The sequence below is a fragment of the Novosphingobium sp. AAP93 genome, from assembly GCF_001296055.1.
GTDB lineage: Bacteria > Pseudomonadota > Alphaproteobacteria > Sphingomonadales > Sphingomonadaceae > Novosphingobium.
This window is the reverse complement of record NZ_LJHZ01000039.1, coordinates 40266-54844: the sequence shown is the minus strand read 5'-3', so window position 1 is coordinate 54844 and position 14579 is coordinate 40266. Positions and strand designations below refer to the sequence as shown.

Below are 14579 nucleotides of genomic sequence, written 5' to 3'. Positions count from 1 at the left end.
GATGCCGACTTATGATCTCATCGTGCGCGGGGGGACCATCGTCGATGGCACCGGCCGCCCCCGCTTCACCGGCGACGTGGCCGTGCGAGATGGCCTGATCACCGCTGTCGGCAAGGTGAGCGGCACGGCGAAGCGCGAGATCGATGCCGCCGGCAAGGTCGTCGCGCCGGGCTGGGTCGATATCCACACGCATTATGATGGCCAGGCGACCTGGGATCAGGAAATGGCGCCGAGTTCGTGGCACGGCGTGACCACGGTGGTCATGGGCAACTGCGGCGTGGGCTTCGCGCCCGCCGCGCCGAACCGGCATGAGTGGCTGATCGGGCTGATGGAAGGTGTCGAGGACATCCCCGGCACGGCGCTCGCCGAAGGGCTCAAGTGGGACTGGGAAAGCTTCCCCGAATACCTTGACGCGCTGGAGCGCCTGCCGCGCTCGGTCGACGTGGCGACCCACGTGCCCCACGGCGCGGTGCGCGCCTACGTGCTGGGCGACCGCGAGCGTCCGGGCGCCGTTCCGACCGACGAAGATATTGAAAAGATGGCGCAAATCGTCGAGGACGGGGTCCGTGCAGGAGCGCTGGGCTTCTCCAGCAGCCGCACCATCATTCACAAGAGCGTCGACGGCGAAGTCGTCCCCGGCACCACCGCCACCGCCGACGAACTCATCCGCATCGGCCGCGCGATGGGCCGCGTCGGCCACGGCGTGTTCGAGATCGCCAGCGACATGAAGCGCGAGTGGGACGAGTTCGGCTGGATGGGCGCGCTGAGCCGCGAGACGGGCCTGCCCGTCACCTTCGCCGCGCTGCAGTCGATCGCCAAGGAACTGCCGCTTTCCGAGCAGATCGCGGAAATGACCCGCCAGAACGCGGCTGGCGCGAACATCGTCGCCCAGATTGCCTTGCGCGGGAACGGCATCGTGATGAACTGGCGCGGGACAGTGCATCCGTTCCTGTTCCGCCCGACATGGGCGACCATCGCGGCGATGCCGTGGGAAGACCAGCTCGCCCACCTCGCCGATCCGGTGATCAAGAACATCCTGCTGTCGGAGCAGAACGTCTATCCCGATACCGACATCGTCCACCTCTACCGCGTGATCGGCGAAGGCTGGGCCAACCAGTATGAAATGGACGCGAGCTTCGATTACGAACCGCAGGCCGATGCGAGCATCGCCGCGCGCGCGGCGGCGGCGGGCGTGACGCCGGAAAGCTATGCCTATGACCTGATGCTGGCGGACGGCGGCACCGGCTTCATCTACCTGCCGATCCTCAACTATGCCGACGGCAACCTCGACTTCCTCGAGGAACTGCAATCGCGCGACGACTGCGTGAACTCGCTCTCCGATGGCGGCGCGCATTGCGGCACGATCTGCGATGCGGCCTCGCCCACCTTCATGCTCCAGCACTGGGTGCGCGATCGCAAGCGCGGCGGGCGGCTGAGCCTCGAGCAGGCCGTGAAGCGGCAGTGCCACGACACCGCGCGGCTCTACGGCATGAACGACCGCGGCGTGATCGCGCCGGGCGCGCTGGCCGACCTCAACGTGATCGACATGGAGGCGCTCAAGCTGGGCAAGCCGTGGCTGGCGTTCGACCTGCCCGCAGGCGGCAAGCGGCTGCTGCAGAGAGCGGAAGGGTACGTCTACACGATCAAGTCGGGCGAAGTGACCTTCGAGAACGGCACCTGGACCGGCGCAACGCCCGGTGTGCTGGTGCGCGGCCCGCAGCAGGCCGAGATGCTGGAGGCCGCAGAATGAGCCCCAATGGTTCCATCGCCGCGATCCGTATCGGTGCCCCGGCGTCGCTCGACACCCTGCATCTCGACCAGCTCCCCGACTGCGGCGATCCTGGCCCCGGCGAGATCCGGGTGCGGCTGCGCGCCTCCTCGCTCAACTACCACGACTTCGCGGTGGTGACGGGCATGCTCCCCGCTGCCCCCGGTCGCATTCCGATGTCTGACGGCGCAGGCGAAGTCGTGGCGGTGGGTGAAGGCGTCACCGCTTATGCGCCGGGCGACCTCGTCGTCTCGACCTTCTTCACCAACTGGGACGATGGCGCGCCGCCCGCGACGGCCTTCACCACGGTGCCGGGCGACGGGATCGACGGCTATGCCCGCGAGGAGATCGTCGCCCCGGCGGGCTGGTTCACCCGCGTGCCCAACGGCTATTCGGCTGCCGAGGCCGCGACGCTGACCTGCGCTGGCCTCACCGCGTGGCGCGCACTGTTCGCGGACGGCAACGTGAAGCCGGGCTCGACCGTGCTGGTGCAAGGGACCGGCGGCGTCTCGGTCTTCGCGCTGCAGTTCGCCAAGGCGGCAGGCGCGCGGGTGATCGCGACGAGTTCGTCGGACGCCAAGCTGGAGCGCATGCGCGCACTGGGGGCGGACGAGCTGATCAACTACAAGGCCGTGCCGGACTGGGGCGTCAAGGCGCTTGAGCTGACCGGCGGCGTGGGTGTCGACTGCGTGGTCGAAATCGGCGGCGCGGGCACGCTGGACCAGTCGATGGTGGCCACCCGCGTCGGCGGCCATGTCGCGCTGATCGGCGTGCTGGCAGGGTTTGCCGGGCCGGTGCAGACCGCGGCGCTGATGTTCAAGAACCTGCGCGTGCAGGGCCTGACCGTCGGAAGCCGCGCGATGCAGCTGGACATGATCGCCGGCATCGAGGCGAACGGCATCAAGCCGGTGATCGACAGCCACTTTCCGCTGGCCGATCTCGCGGGTGCCTTCCGCCATCAGGCGAGCAATACCCACTTCGGCAAGATCGTCGTCGATATCTGAGCGTCAGGCGGCGTGGCGCATAAGCGCCATGCCGCCTTGGACACCGCCCTGACCCGAAGCCGCGCCGGAAAGCGCAAAGCGTCCGACCAGCGCGGCCATGCGGTCCGCTTCGCCCGCGAGGTTGCGCGAGGCAGCTGTCGCTTCTTCCACCATCGCGGCGTTCTGCTGCGTCATGACGTCAAGCTCGCGCACCGTCTCGCGCACCTGGCCGATGTTGGTGGCCTGCGCGCTGGCGGCGGTCGCGATATTGCTCGCCAGCCCCGCGATTTCGCCGACCTTGCCGACGATCCGGGCAAAGGCGTCGCCGGTCTGGCCGACGAGCGCAACACCGCGCTCGACCTGCACCGAGCTCTGCCCGATCAGGGTCTTGATATCGAGCGCGGCTTCGGCGGAGCGCTGTGCCAGCGCGCGCACTTCGTTGGCGACGACGGCAAACCCGCGCCCGGCATCCCCGGCCCGCGCCGCCTCGACACCGGCGTTGAGCGCCAGCAGGTTGGTCTGGAAGGCGATACCGTCGATCGTCGCGATGATCTTGCCGATCTCCTGCGCGGACTCGTGGATGTCGGTCATGGCCTGGACCGCTTCCTCGACCACGCCGCCGCCTGCCTGGGCATCGCCATGCGCGGTCTGGACGGAATCATGGAGATGCGCCGCGTCGCCCGCCGTGCTGCTGACACTGGCGGCGAGCGAGGACATGGCGGCGGAGGCTTCCTCGAGGCTGGCGGCCTGCTGCTCGGTGCGACGGGCGAGATCGTCTGAGGCCTGGCGGATTTCCTGTGCGCCGAGATCGACTGCATGCGAGGTCTGGGCGACATCGCCGAGCGCGCTGCCGACTTGCGCCCGCATTGTCTCGAAGCTGTTGTGGATCGCGGCGAACTCGGCTGGGAGCTGTTCGAGCGCGGTGCCGAAATCGCCGTCGGTCATGCGCTGCAGTGCGGCGCCGAGCGCGTCGATCACGGCACTGCGGCGTTCCTCCTCCACTGCAAAGTACGTCTCGACCGCGATTTCCATATCGAGCAGCGCCATCTTGACCAGCGTGGCGATCCGTTTGGCCTGTCCCTTGGAGAGAGGGCCGACCATGGCGGTGATGACGGGCTCCAGCACGCTGGCATAAGCGCCGATATACCACTGCGGGGCAAGGCCGATGCGGGCGTGGACTTTGCCGACTTTTTCCGCGCGCTGGAAATAGTCAGGCGTGGCGCCGCCCGCGAAAAGAGCCTGCCAATGTGCGATCTGCTTGGACTTGGCCGAGGCCATGGCATTGCGCGAGGCAAAGAATCCGGCGGTCTGGGGCGTGGCCGCGATCTGATCGTAAAGCTTGTCGAGCGCTGCGGGGCCGGCGCTGGCGATCACTTTGCCGACGCCCGGGACGCGGGCCCTGTCGTCGGCGCCGATCGAGAAGAAAGCCAGTTTTCCTGCGATGTCACGGTTGTCCATGTGTCTTGGTCCGTCCGTTTTGTGTCCGGATCGGATACTCCAGAAACAATTCGCAACAGAAGAAGGCCCGATATGGTTGAATGCGTATCCGATCGTGGACCGATCAGCCCGGAATCAGTACGGATGAAGGTTACATCGGCCCATTCGGTCGTTTACAGCCGGATGCGGCAGCCTTGTCTATTGGGGCCATCGCGCGGACGCAGGAGGCTCCGTAGAGGCCACCTGCACTCCGCAAAATCAAACCCGCATCGGCATCAGCACATAGAGCGCTGCCGACTTGTCGTCCTTGCGGATCAGCGTCGGCGCGCCGGCATCGGCAAGGTGCAGCTCGACCAGATCGCCATCGATCTGGCTGAGGATGTCCTTGAGGTAATTGGCGTTGAAGCCGATCTCGAAGCCCGCCGCGCGGTATTCGGCAGCGATTTCTTCTGCCGCCGTGCCGTTTTCCGGGCTGGTGACCGAGAGCGTGACCTTGTCGTTCTCGAGCGCCATCTTGACCGCGCGGGTCTTTTCGGTGGCGATCGTGGCGACGCGATCGACGCCTTCGAAGAAGCTGCGCGGATCGAGGCGGAGCAGCTTGTCATTACCGGTGGGGATCACGCGGCTGTAGTCCGGGAAGGTGCCGTCGATCAGCTTGCTGGTGAGCACCACGCCGTGCTCGCCGCCAAGCGTGAAGCGCACCTTGCTGGCGGAAAGATCGACAAGAACGGCGGTATCGAGCACGTCTTCGAGCAGCTTGCGCAGCTCGCCCACGCATTTGCGCGGCACGATCACATCCGGCATGCCCTCGGCCCCGTCAGGCCGCGCGATGGTGTAGCGCGCGAGGCGGTGGCCGTCGGTCGCGGCGGCCTTGAGCACCGGCTGGGCTTCGTCCGCCACGTGCAGGAAGATGCCGTTGAGGTAGTAGCGGGTTTCCTCGGTCGAGATCGCGAAGCGGGTGCGGTCGATCAGTTCGGCGAGGACGCGGGCGGGCACTTCGAAGCTGGTCGGCAGATCGCCTTCTACGATCACCGGGAAATCGTCGCGCGGAAGCGTCGGCAACTGGAAGCGGCTGCGCCCGGCCTTGACGACCATGCGGCCTTCGGAGGCATCGAGGCTGACCTGGCTGCCATCGGGCAGCTTGCGCGCGATGTCGAACAGGAGGTGCGCGGAAACGGTGATCGAGCCGGGGCGTTCCACTTCGCGGGCGGGCATCGTCTCGACGATCTGGAGATCGAGGTCGGTTGCCATCACGCGCACCGCACCGCCGGCCGCAGCCTCGATCAGCACGTTGGAAAGGATCGGAATGGTATTGCGCCGCTCCACCACCGATTGCACGTGGGACAGGCAGCGCAGCAAGGTCGCGCGTTCGATCGTGGCCTTCATTCTCGTCTCGTGTCCCCTGCCCGGGCCGGTCCGCGTGAAGGACCGTCAAGGCCGTCTAGCTGGCATCTCCTCGCGAGCGGAATCGCCCGGAGAGATGGGTTGTTGCTGGACTACCTTCCTTAACGCGCGCCCCGCCGCGGGCAAGCGCAAGCCGCATCCGCGGCGGCGAAGCTGTGCATAAATGCAGCGAAAACGGCGGGCTTGCCCTGCAGGGTCAATCGAGCACGCGCAGCGCGTCGAACATCTGCGCGGTGGCGGCGATCCACGCAGTGATGAGGCCCCAGCCGACGGGCGTTACCTTGGCCGGATCCTTGCCCGCTTCGGTGAGCGCGGTGGAGACCCGGCGCAAGTCACCCTGCGTGACCTGCGTCGCCGGATTGTTGGCATTGCCGGGGCCGATATCGAGCGCCTTGTCGATGAGATCGGCGGGAATGCCTTCTGCCTTGAGGCGCGGATCGAGCCCATCGCGCGCCATGCGGCCGAGCACATAGCCGAAATAGGCCTCACGCTCCTTGTCATTCAGGAACTGGTCCGCCGCACAGCGATCGACGAGAGTGTGCAGCGTATCCATCGCGGACTTGCTGCGCGTCTCGTCGAGCGTGAGCATCGAGTCCGCAAGCTGCGCGTCGAGGCCGTCCGGGGCCGCGATGACAGCACAGGCGAGCGCCTGCGGCGGGCGCGCCTGCACTGCCTGGGGCACTGTCTGGAGCAGGGCCAGCGCCAGAAGAAGAGCCGCGCGGCGCATCTTGAGGTGCAGGGGCTGGCTCAGGAGAGCATCGCCATGCCGCCGTTCACATGCAAGGTCTGCCCGGTGACATAGCCCGCATCGCGGCTGGCGAGGTAGGCGACCGCCGCGCCGATGTCCCCGCCCTCGCCCATCCGGCCCATCGGGATGCGCGCGTTGAGCGCGTCCTTCTGCGCATCGGGCAGCACGTCGGTCATCGCGGTGCGGATGAAGCCCGGGGCGACACAGTTCACCGTGATGCCGCGGCTGGCGAGTTCCTGCGCGAGGCTTTTCGACATGCCGACGAGGCCGGCCTTCGCGGCGGCGTAGTTGACCTGCCCCGGATTGCCGGTCGCGCCGACGACGCTGGTCACGGTGATGATGCGGCCGAAGCGCGCCTTCATCATCGGCTTCGAGGCCGCGCGCATCAGGCGGAAGGCGGCTTCGAGATTGACCTTGATGACCGCATCCCACTCCTCGTCCTTCATCCGCATCGCGAGGTTGTCGCGCGTGATGCCGGCGTTGTTGACGAGGATATCGACCTTGCCGAGCGTATCGATCGCGGCAGGGACGAGATGCTCGACCTGCTCGGTGTTCGAAAGATCACAGGTGATCTCGACATGGTCGTGCCCGTAGGTGTCGTTGAGCTCTTCCCGGAAAGACCGCAATTTCGACGGATTGGTGCCCGAGAGTGCGAGGCGGGCACCCTGACGGGCCAGCGCGTGACTGATCGCCGAGCCGATGCCGCCGGCAGCGCCGGTGACGAGGGCGGTCATCCCGGTCAAATCGAAGAGGCGGTGTTCCATGGCTTAGAGCTCCTTCGCGAAGGCTTCGATATCGGCCATGCCGACCACGCTGGCAACTGCCACATCGGCCACAGTGCGGGTGATCATCGGGCCGACGACCTTGCCGCCGAGTTCGACGAAATGCGTGACCCCGGCAGCGCCCAGTGCGATCATGCTTTCGCGCCAGCGGACGCGGCCGGTGACTTGTTCGACGAGAAGGCGGCGGACTTCGGCAGGGTCGGTGACGGGGGCCGCGGTGACGTTGGCCATCAGGGTCACGCGCAGGGCGCCCGGTGGGGTCTGCTCCAGCGCCTGCGCCATGGCATCGGCAGCGGGCTGCATGAGCGGGCAGTGGAACGGCGCGGACACCGGGAGCAGCATCCCGCGCTTGATGCCATGCTCCTTCACGCCGGCGATGGCGCGTTCGATGGCAGCGGTGTGGCCGGAAAGGACGACCTGCCCGGGGGCGTTGTCGTTGGCGACGGTGCAGACTTCGCCCGCCGCCGAAGCTTCGGCGAGCGCGGCGGCCTGATCGATCTCGGCACCGAGCAGCGCGCACATCGCGCCCTCGCCCACCGGCACGGCGGCCTGCATCGCGGACCCGCGCAGACGCAAGAGGCGCGCTGTATCGGCAAGGCTGAAGGCCCCGGCGGCGCAAAGCGCGGTATATTCGCCGAGGCTGTGACCAGCGACGAACTGGGCCTTGTCCGCCAGCACGAGGCCGCATTCCCTTTCCAGCACGCGCAGCACGGCGATGGCATTGGCCATGATCGCGGGCTGGGCATTGGCGGTGAGCGTCAGTTCGTCCTCGGGCCCTTCGGTCATCAGCGCGAAGAGCTTCTGGCCGAGCGCATCATCGACTTCCTCGAAGACCTCGCGCGCGGCAGCACTGGCGGCGGCGAGCTCTGCGCCCATGCCCAGCTTCTGGCTGCCCTGCCCCGGAAAAACGAATGCCCGCATCAACACACTCCTGCTGTGAAGCCGCGCGCCTAGTGATTCGGCGGGGGTCCCTCAAGCCCGAATGCGACAATCTTGTTATCAATGTCGTGCCCGATATCGGCACGACCGAGGTAGGGGATGCCCGTCCGCGCGCACCAGTCGCGGGCGATGGCCTCCTCGTCGGCGCCGAAATCGACGTCGTTTTCCGGCACGTCGCCGATGCGGCCGAGACGCAGTCCGGCAATCCCATGAAGGTGCGCGGTCACGTGGAAGAACAGCCGGTCGACCGCGTAGAGGTGCTCGGAGACTTCCTCGACCAGCACGACGTGGCCGCTGAGATCGGGCATCAGCGGCGTACCGCAGAGCATGGCGAGGGTGGTAAGGTTGAAGGCGGCGCGGGGGTGGCCGTCCTGCGTCGATTCCGCGCCGATGTGGTCTCCGGCGAGCCAGCCCAGCGTCCGCCGGACGGCTTCGGCCCCGCCCTCGCGGCGGATATCGCCGGGCATGGGGGCGTGGACGGGTATACCGATGCCCGCCCGGTAAAGCGCGCCGAGGAGGTAGCCTGTGTCGGAATAGCCCAGGTAAATCTTGCCGCGGGCGGCCTCCCCCAACTTCGCGATGGCAGCTTCGGCAATGCGATTGGAGCCGTAGCCGCCGCGCGCGAACCAGATGGCGTCGAAAGCGGGATCGCCCGCGCATTCGAGGAAGGCTGCCAGCCGCTGCACATCGCTGCCGGCGAAATGGCCCGCCTGCAGGAAACACTGGGGGTGGAATAGGAGTTCGATGCCCGGAACGTTCGCCGCAAGCGCGGTGACCGCCGCGGCGTCGTCGGGCGTGATAGGACGGGCGGGCGCGCAGATGGCGATCCTTGGCATGCGCCTTCCTAACCCGGTTGCGCATCACCGCAAGGGCGCATACCGCACGGGCATGAGTATGGACCTCACCGCAAGCCTGATCGACCGGCCCTGGTTCTTCTGCGGCATCGGCGGCTCGGGCATGTTGCCGCTGGCGCTGATCCTCAAGGGCAAGGGTGCGCGCATTGCCGGGTCGGACCGCAGCCGCGATCAGGGGCGCACGCCGGAAAAGTTCGCTTGGCTGGAAAGCCTTGGTTTCGACCTTCACCCGCAGGACGGCAGCGGGATCACCTCGGCCGAGCAGATCCTTGTCGCCTCGGCTGCGGTCGAGGACACCGTGCCGGAAATGGTGCGCGCCGCGCAGCTGGGGTGCCGCAAGATGCGCCGTGCGGAATTGCTCTCCACGCTGTTCAACGCCGCGCCGGTGAGCATCGCGGTGGGCGGCACCAGCGGCAAATCGACCGTGACGGGCATGCTCGGCTGGATCCTGACCGCCTGCGGGCGCGATCCGACGATCATGAACGGCGCGGTGATGAAGAACTTCGCAGGGCCGGATGCGCCCTTCGCCAGCGCGCGGGTCGGCGGGGGTGATGCGCCGTTCGTTTCGGAAGTGGACGAGAGCGATGGTTCCATCGCCGCCTATCGCCCCACGATTGCCGTGCTCAACAACGTCAGTCTCGACCACAAGAGCATGGAGGAACTGCGCGGCCTGTTTGGTGATTTTCTGGCCCGGGCGGGAACAGCCGTGGTCAATCTCGACGATCCGGAAAGCGCCGCGCTCGCCAGCCGGGCGTTAGGCGGTCCGCTCACTTTCGGCATAGAGTCGAGCAGGGCCGATATAAGGATAATTGAGGGCAGCGTGGCCGAATCGCCGCTGGGCATCGGCGCCACGATCGAACTGGGCCGCACCGGCGAGCGGCATGCCCTCTCGCTGAAAGTACCGGGACGGCACAATCTGTCCAATGCGCTGGCGGCGCTGGCAGCGGCCCATGCTGCCGGGGTGCCGCTGCCCGACGCGGTGCAGGCGCTGGGCGACTACGCCGGCCTCGCGCGGCGATTCGATGTGGTGGGGACGAGCCCGGGCGGCGTGACGGTGATCGACGATTTCGGGCACAATCCGGAAAAGGTCGCCGCGACATTGGCAACGCTGAAGGCGCACCCGGGCCGCGTGATCGCGTTCTTCCAGCCGCACGGCTATGGCCCACTGCGGCAGATGGGTGCGGAACTGGCCGAAGTGCTGGCAACGCGGCTTGGCGCCGAGGACCAAACGATCCTGTGCGATCCGGTTTACTTCGGCGGAACGGTCGACCGCTCGGTGGGCAGCGAGCGCATAGTGAGCCTGATCCGCGCGCATGGCGGGATCGCCGAGCATATCCCGGCCCGCGCCGATTGCGCCGCGCGGATCGTGGAGCTTGCCCGGTCTGGGGACCGCATCGTGATCATGGGCGCGCGCGACGACACCTTGTCCGCCTTCGCCCGTGATCTGCTGGCCCGCCTGGCTTGAGTTCAGGCAGGCCAGCCGGAAGGTTCAACCGATTGAACCGATGGCATCAAGCAAGGACGTGGTGAGCCTGAGGCCCCGCGCCGTGAGGTTCACATAGCGCCGCCGGGCATCTTCCTGATCGGCCACGCGCACGATTAGCCCTTCACGCTCCAGCCGCGCGATCCAGCGCAGAACAGTGGTGGACGGCAGGCCCGCGCCCGCGCAGACGCTGGAAACCTGCAAGGCCGTACGCGTTCTGCGCGCGATGAACAGGTCCAGCAGGATATCCCAGCCCGGTTCGCCGAACAGGCCCTTGATCGGGCTCGCGGCGTCGCGGCGGCGACGCGCTTCATACAACATCTTGGCGATGCGAAGGGTTTCCGCATCCAAGTCGACATGACCGTCCAAAGCCAACTCCTCGTATCGCAAGGACGCGTTCGCTTCCAAGCACTTCCGCCTCCGCCGCTGGGCATTCGGTGCTGTGGGCCTGACTGGTTAAACGGCCAGTTATATCGTTACGCGACCTTGAATTTCTTACGATCAATAAACCTTCGATCCGGCTATATATGTAACCATAAGACGCAATTTAGGTAGGCCCGGCGGGGAGAAATCTAGTCCGGATCGGATTAAACTTTAGTTTTCATTAATAACTCAATGACGTGAGCATGAAGACACATTAGAACGACGGTGGCTTGCTACCTGCCACTTGGCAGAGCCGCGGTGCTGCGGCATGAGCGCGCGATGATCGGATTTCGCCGTAATGCACCCGCCGCCAAAGATGCCTCTGCCTTGGCCAAAGTGGGCGAACGGGTGCGCGCGCGGCTCGATGCTGATCCCAGCGCCTATCGCCTGCCGCTCGATACGATCGAGATCTACGGCGTCGCCGATTTCTTCACCGCCGAGGAATGCGCGCGGCTGATCGGAATGGTCGACGCGGTGGCGCGGCCCTCGCCCACCTACCACAACAACGCCGACAGCGGACGGACGAGCTACAGCGGCGATGTCGATCCAGACGATCCGTTCATCAAGATGCTGGAGCGGCGGATCGACGATCTGCTCGGCATCGAGCACGCGCATGGCGAAGTGATCCAGGGCCAGCGCTACGAACCGGGCCAGCAATTCCGCGCGCACTTCGATTACTTCGATACATCAGCGAGTTACTGGCCGACCGAGGAAGGCCGCGGCGGGCAGCGGACGTGGACCGCCATGGGCTACCTCTCGGATGTGGAGGCCGGCGGCGAAACCGAGTTTCCCAAGGCGCCGGTCTCGGTCCCCCCGCAGAAGGGCGCGCTCTTGGTGTGGAACAACATGGGGCGCGACGGGAAGCCCAACCCGCTGACGATGCACGCCGGTCGGCCGGTGGAGCGCGGCGTCAAGTATATCGTGACCAAGTGGTACCGCGCGCGGCCGTGGTATTAGGAAGGACAGCGCGGGAATGGCCGTTTTCAGCGGCGGCAGCAGTGCGTTCATCTCGCTGAAAGGCCGCGCCGCTATAACCTTGCGATAACATTTGAGGGCACGCCGTGCATAACCAGAGCTTTCTCAAGGGTCTGATGATCGGAGCTCCACTGTCGCTGCTGCTCTGGTGCGGCATTGGCTTCGTCGCGCTGCATGAAATACCCACGCATGACCGACACCTTGTGACCATGGAAGTTCACAAGCTGGCACATGCCGTGCGGCATCGGGCAAAGAGCCTGGAAACGATGTTTGGCTGACGATGCCCCGGCGCCGCAGCCCGCTGCGGCCCGTGCTCATTCCGCCGGCAGGTCCACCCCTTCCAGCGCCTCGGCGATCAGTCGCCGCGTCCCCGCGATGCCGTAGAGCGCGATGAAGCTGCCCATGCGGGGGCCTTGGCTGGAGCCGAGCAGGGTTTCGTAAAGCGCCTTGAACCAATCGCGCAGCGCGCCGATGCCGTAGTGCGGGTCCTTGCCGATTTCGTAGACCATGGTCTGGAGGTCTTCGGCGCTGGCGCTGTCGTCGGTGGCGGCGAGTTCTGCATCCAGCGCAGCGAGCGCGGCGGCCTCGTTCGGTTCGGGCTTGCGGCGCTTCAAGGTCGGGGCGACGAAATCGCGATTGTAGGCGAGCGCCGAGGTGACCAGCGTATCGAGTGCGGGATGCGCGGCGGGATCGGCGTTGTCGACATAGTTGCCGAGGTAGGACCAGACCTGCGCCCGCGTCGCCTGCGCGCCGAGCACGCCGACGAGGTTGAGCAGGAGGCCAAAGGTGACCGGCAAGGTATCGCCGTCCCCGCCGTGGTAGCCGTTGGCGCGCAGCAGGTGCCAGACGGGGTTGCCGAGCTGCTGTTCGACCGGCTGGCTCGGCAGCTTCTCGCGGAACTGCCAATATTCATCGACCGCGCGGGGGATGACGCCGGCGTGGAGCGACTTGGCGCTCTTGGGTTCACGGAACAGGTAAAAGCCGAGGCTTTCCTCGCTGCCGTATTCGAGCCACTGCTCGATGGTGAGGCCGTTGCCCTTGGACTTGGAGATCTTCTCGCCGTTCTCGTCGAGGAACAGCTCGTAGATCAGGCCTTCGGGGCGCTTGCCGCCGAGCACCTGCGTGATGCGGCCCGACTGGGTGACGCTGTCGGTGAGGTCCTTGCCGCACATCTCGTAATCGACGCCGAGCGCGCACCAGCGCATCGCCCAATCGACCTTCCATTGCAGCTTGGACTTGCCGCCGAGGATCGACTGGACGACCATTTCGCCCTGATCCTCGAAGCGCACGAGGCCCGCTTCGGCATCGACGACTTCGACCGGCACCTGCAGCACTTCGCCGTTCTTCTCGCTGATCGGCAGGACCGGCGAATAGGTGCGGCGGCGTTCCTCGCGCAAGGTCGGGAGCATGATGTCCATGATCGCGTCGTACTTGGCGAGGACGTTCTTCAGCGCATCGTCGAAGGCGCCCGAATTGTAGCGATCGCTCGCCGAGACGAATTCGTACTCGAAGCCGAAGCGGTTCAGGAAGTCGCACAGCATGGCGTTGTTGTGATGCGCGAAGCTCTCGAACTTGCCGAACGGGTCGGGAATGCGCGTGAGCGGGTGGCCGAGCTTTTCGGCGAGCACCTGCTTGTTCGGCACGTTGTCGGGCACTTTGCGCAGGCCGTCCATGTCGTCCGAGAAGGCGACGAGGCGCGTGGGGTGGGCGGTCCCAGTTTCTTTGGCGGTGAGCGTTTCGTAGGCGCGGCGCACGAGCGTGGTGCGCAGCACTTCCTGGAAGGTGCCGATATGCGGGAGGCCCGAGGGGCCGTAGCCCGTCTCGAACAGCACGGGGACAAGATTGCCCGCCGCATCGCGCTTGCCGCCGGGGAAGCGTTTGACCAGCTTGCGCGCTTCTTCGAACGGCCAGGCCTTGGAAGTCTGGCTGGCAGTGAAGACATCAAGCGGGGCGGAGTTTTCGGCGTTTTCCATCTGCGCCCCTTTTGCGGATGGCCCCCTTCAGCGCAAGGAAAAGCTTGTGTGCTGCCCGCCGCAATCGCTACCCAGCAGGCAAACAGGGTTTGGGAGACACTATGCAATACGATGAGGTCATGCTCGGGCGGCGCAGCATCCGGGGCTACAAGCCCGATCCGGTGCCGAAGAAGCTGATCGAGGAGATCCTCCATATCGCGATGCGCGCGCCGACTTCGATGAACACGCAGCCGTGGAACTTCTACGTCATCACGGGCGAGCCGCTGCAGCGCATCCGGCAGGGCAATACCGAGCGCATTCTCGCGGGCTTTCCGGACAGCCGCGAGTTCCGCAAGGGCCAGCCGTTCGCCGGGGTGCACCGCGAGCGGCAGATCGGGGTGGCCAAGCAGCTGTTTGCCGCCATGGGCATCGCCCGCGACGATGCGGACATGCGGCAGGACTGGGTGCTGCGCGGTTTCCGCCAGTTCGACGCGCCGGTCTGCGTGATCGTGACCTATGACAAGGTGCTGGAAGGCAGCGACGACACCCCGTTCGATTGCGGCGGCGTGATCAATGCGCTGGTCAACGCGGCATGGTCGCGCGGGCTCGGCACGGTGATCAACAGCCAGGGCATCATGCAGAGCCCGGTGGTGCGCGAACATGCCGGGATCGCCGACGATCAGGTGATCATGAAAAGCATCGCGCTGGGCTGGCCGGATCACAGCTTTCCGGCGAACGCCGTCGTCTCGGAGCGCAAGTCGGTGGCCGAGGCTGCGACATTCGTCGGCTTTGCACCGGACGCCGATGCCGGCTGATTCGCCGCTGCGGACC

At 66.3% G+C, this 14579-nt stretch carries 14 protein-coding genes; 6 read left to right on the top strand and 8 right to left on the bottom strand.

Annotated elements, in window-relative coordinates; all coding sequences use genetic code 11:
* The first annotated feature begins 1 nt into the window (after position 1).
* Both IP83_RS08205 and IP83_RS08200 read left to right on the top strand, forming a co-directional pair.
* Entirely contained in the window at positions 2-1750 is a 1749-nt protein-coding gene (locus tag IP83_RS08205) for an amidohydrolase family protein (protein ID WP_054121720.1), read from the top strand.
* Complete coding sequence (locus tag IP83_RS08200) at positions 1747-2772, top strand: NAD(P)-dependent alcohol dehydrogenase (RefSeq protein WP_369817009.1); 1026 nt, start codon at positions 1747-1749, stop codon at positions 2770-2772. Before IP83_RS08205 ends, IP83_RS08200 begins: the two co-directional genes overlap by 4 nt.
* A gap of 3 nt (positions 2773-2775) precedes the next feature.
* Here the strand turns inward: IP83_RS08200 and IP83_RS08195 are convergent, their stop codons facing one another.
* The 6 genes from IP83_RS08195 to IP83_RS08170 all read right to left on the bottom strand — a co-directional run bounded on the left by IP83_RS08195 (position 2776) and on the right by IP83_RS08170 (position 8897).
* Positions 2776-4209, bottom strand: coding sequence for a methyl-accepting chemotaxis protein (locus tag IP83_RS08195; RefSeq protein ID WP_054121719.1), 1434 nt, complete (start codon positions 4207-4209; stop codon positions 2776-2778).
* A gap of 237 nt (positions 4210-4446) precedes the next feature.
* The gene (gene dnaN, locus IP83_RS08190) at positions 4447-5574 is read right to left on the bottom strand and encodes a DNA polymerase III subunit beta (RefSeq protein WP_054121718.1); all 1128 of its coding nucleotides are present in this window, start codon (positions 5572-5574) and stop codon (positions 4447-4449) included.
* A gap of 214 nt (positions 5575-5788) precedes the next feature.
* Positions 5789-6319, bottom strand: coding sequence for a hypothetical protein (locus IP83_RS08185; RefSeq protein ID WP_156309628.1), 531 nt, complete (start codon positions 6317-6319; stop codon positions 5789-5791).
* A 20-nt stretch (positions 6320-6339) separates the two neighbouring features.
* Positions 6340-7104, bottom strand: a complete 765-nt coding sequence (gene fabG / locus IP83_RS08180) for a 3-oxoacyl-[acyl-carrier-protein] reductase (RefSeq protein WP_054121717.1) — start codon at positions 7102-7104, stop codon at positions 6340-6342.
* Between the two features lie 3 nt (positions 7105-7107).
* A complete protein-coding gene (gene fabD / locus IP83_RS08175; RefSeq protein WP_054121716.1) occupies positions 7108-8043 on the bottom strand; it encodes an ACP S-malonyltransferase in 936 nt (311 codons plus the stop codon).
* 29 nt (positions 8044-8072) lie between these two features.
* On the bottom strand, positions 8073-8897 hold the full coding sequence (locus IP83_RS08170; RefSeq protein ID WP_054121715.1) for an LD-carboxypeptidase: 825 nt from the start codon (positions 8895-8897) through the stop codon (positions 8073-8075).
* Positions 8898-8949: 52 nt separating this feature from the next.
* Between IP83_RS08170 and IP83_RS08165 the strand changes: the two genes are divergently transcribed.
* Positions 8950-10380 carry a Mur ligase family protein gene (locus tag IP83_RS08165; protein ID WP_054121746.1) on the top strand — a complete coding sequence of 477 codons (1431 nt, stop codon included), beginning with the start codon at positions 8950-8952 and terminating at the stop codon, positions 10378-10380.
* A 24-nt stretch (positions 10381-10404) separates the two neighbouring features.
* Here the strand turns inward: IP83_RS08165 and IP83_RS08160 are convergent, their stop codons facing one another.
* Positions 10405-10806 (bottom strand): winged helix DNA-binding protein, encoded by a 402-nt coding sequence (locus IP83_RS08160; protein WP_231624963.1) that lies wholly within the window; start codon positions 10804-10806, stop codon positions 10405-10407.
* 294 nt (positions 10807-11100) lie between these two features.
* Between IP83_RS08160 and IP83_RS08155 the strand changes: the two genes are divergently transcribed.
* Both IP83_RS08155 and IP83_RS20150 read left to right on the top strand, forming a co-directional pair.
* Positions 11101-11778, top strand: a complete 678-nt coding sequence (locus IP83_RS08155) for a 2OG-Fe(II) oxygenase (protein ID WP_054121745.1) — start codon at positions 11101-11103, stop codon at positions 11776-11778.
* Positions 11779-11882: 104 nt separating this feature from the next.
* Positions 11883-12074 (top strand): hypothetical protein, encoded by a 192-nt coding sequence (locus tag IP83_RS20150; RefSeq protein ID WP_156309627.1) that lies wholly within the window; start codon positions 11883-11885, stop codon positions 12072-12074.
* Positions 12075-12110: 36 nt separating this feature from the next.
* Here the strand turns inward: IP83_RS20150 and IP83_RS08150 are convergent, their stop codons facing one another.
* Positions 12111-13769, bottom strand: a complete 1659-nt coding sequence (locus IP83_RS08150; RefSeq protein WP_054121713.1) for a lysine--tRNA ligase — start codon at positions 13767-13769, stop codon at positions 12111-12113.
* 101 nt (positions 13770-13870) lie between these two features.
* Here IP83_RS08150 and IP83_RS08145 point away from each other — a divergent pair, with 101 nt between their 5' ends.
* A complete protein-coding gene (locus IP83_RS08145; protein WP_054121712.1) occupies positions 13871-14563 on the top strand; it encodes a nitroreductase in 693 nt (230 codons plus the stop codon).
* Positions 14564-14579: the final 16 nt, after the last annotated feature.

What these genes read in the sequence shown, in the direction of transcription:
- IP83_RS08205 (WP_054121720.1), top strand. Translation starts at nt 2, where the DNA reads ATGCCGACTTATGATCTCATCGTGCGCGGGGGGACCATCGTCGATGGC.
- IP83_RS08185 (WP_156309628.1), bottom strand. Translation starts at nt 6,319, where the DNA reads ATGCGCCGCGCGGCTCTTCTTCTGGCGCTGGCCCTGCTCCAGACAGTG.
- dnaN (WP_054121718.1), bottom strand. Translation starts at nt 5,574, where the DNA reads ATGAAGGCCACGATCGAACGCGCGACCTTGCTGCGCTGCCTGTCCCAC.
- IP83_RS08170 (WP_054121715.1), bottom strand. Translation starts at nt 8,897, where the DNA reads ATGCCAAGGATCGCCATCTGCGCGCCCGCCCGTCCTATCACGCCCGAC.
- IP83_RS08155 (WP_054121745.1), top strand. Translation starts at nt 11,101, where the DNA reads ATGATCGGATTTCGCCGTAATGCACCCGCCGCCAAAGATGCCTCTGCC.
- IP83_RS08195 (WP_054121719.1), bottom strand. Translation starts at nt 4,209, where the DNA reads ATGGACAACCGTGACATCGCAGGAAAACTGGCTTTCTTCTCGATCGGC.
- IP83_RS08200 (WP_369817009.1), top strand. Translation starts at nt 1,747, where the DNA reads ATGAGCCCCAATGGTTCCATCGCCGCGATCCGTATCGGTGCCCCGGCG.
- fabG (WP_054121717.1), bottom strand. Translation starts at nt 7,104, where the DNA reads ATGGAACACCGCCTCTTCGATTTGACCGGGATGACCGCCCTCGTCACC.
- IP83_RS08145 (WP_054121712.1), top strand. Translation starts at nt 13,871, where the DNA reads ATGCAATACGATGAGGTCATGCTCGGGCGGCGCAGCATCCGGGGCTAC.
- fabD (WP_054121716.1), bottom strand. Translation starts at nt 8,043, where the DNA reads ATGCGGGCATTCGTTTTTCCGGGGCAGGGCAGCCAGAAGCTGGGCATG.
- IP83_RS08150 (WP_054121713.1), bottom strand. Translation starts at nt 13,769, where the DNA reads ATGGAAAACGCCGAAAACTCCGCCCCGCTTGATGTCTTCACTGCCAGC.
- IP83_RS08165 (WP_054121746.1), top strand. Translation starts at nt 8,950, where the DNA reads ATGAGTATGGACCTCACCGCAAGCCTGATCGACCGGCCCTGGTTCTTC.